The sequence below is a fragment of the Microbacterium sp. H6 genome, assembly GCF_003314775.1.
GTDB lineage: Bacteria > Actinomycetota > Actinomycetes > Actinomycetales > Microbacteriaceae > Microbacterium > Microbacterium oxydans.
The window spans coordinates 9533-10371 of sequence record NZ_QOAY01000187.1 but is presented as its reverse complement, the minus strand read 5'-3'; the positions used below and the strand labels follow the sequence as shown (position 1 = coordinate 10371).

Here is an 839-nt window from a genome sequence, read left to right as displayed (position 1 = left end):
CTTCCCCGCGAAGCGGTCGAGGGCCTCGGTCAGCACGCGCCTCTTGAGCTCACGCTGGTGATCGAGATCGATGTGCCCGAGATCAGCTCCTCCTGGACGATCAGCGGGATCGCGCGACACGTCGGCCTCCGCCCAGATGTGGGGACGGCGGTGCTCCGACGCTTCCAACACCTCGATCGTCTCGGCCCGCCAGAAACTGCGGGTGTCGGCATCGGCCCCCTCCTGCGGAGCGATCAGTCGGGCACGGACGCGCTCACCGGGGATCGCGTCGGACACGAACACCACTCGTCCCTCGTGCCGCGCGATGAACGTGCCCCCGTGAGCGATGCGGGTGATGTCGAGTTCGAGCACGTCGGCTGGGGAGGAAGTCATCCTTCGAGGATACGGTGGTGGACATGCGCGTCTGCCTCGCCTCGACCTCTCCCGCCCGACTCATGCTGCTGCGTCAGGCGGGCATCGAGCCGCTCACGGTGTCACCGGACGTCGACGAGGACGCCGTCGCCGCCGCTGCGGAGGCGGAAAGGGGCGAGCCCCTGGCGCCCGAGGAGTTGGTGCTGCTGCTCGCCCGCGCGAAGGCCTCCGCCGTGGCACACAGCCTCGTCGAGGACGGCGGGTTCGACGGCCTGGTCATCGGCGGTGACTCGATGTTCGCGCTGGACGGGCGCGTCTACGGCAAGCCGTACACTCCGGAGGAAGCGACCAGGCGCTGGCGAGAGATGCGCGGAGCCACGGGCATCCTGCACTCCGGCCACTCCGTCTTCCGGGTCGCCCCCGGTGCCGAGCCCACGGAAGCCACCGCCGTCGCCGAAGCCGCTGTGACGTTCGCCTCCGACGTGACC

Annotated in this window: 2 protein-coding genes; one reads left to right on the top strand and one right to left on the bottom strand. The window is 70.0% G+C overall.

Annotation, left to right across the window (positions count from 1 at the left end):
* The coding region (locus DSP71_RS22275; RefSeq protein ID WP_396652056.1) for a TRAM domain-containing protein at positions 1–372 on the bottom strand (372 nt) is incomplete at its 3' end.
* Between the two features lie 23 nt (positions 373–395).
* On the opposite strand from DSP71_RS22275, the gene DSP71_RS12130 reads away from it, so the two are divergent.
* Positions 396–839 (top strand): nucleoside triphosphate pyrophosphatase (locus DSP71_RS12130; protein ID WP_258546413.1); only part of this gene is annotated, 444 nt, incomplete at its 3' end.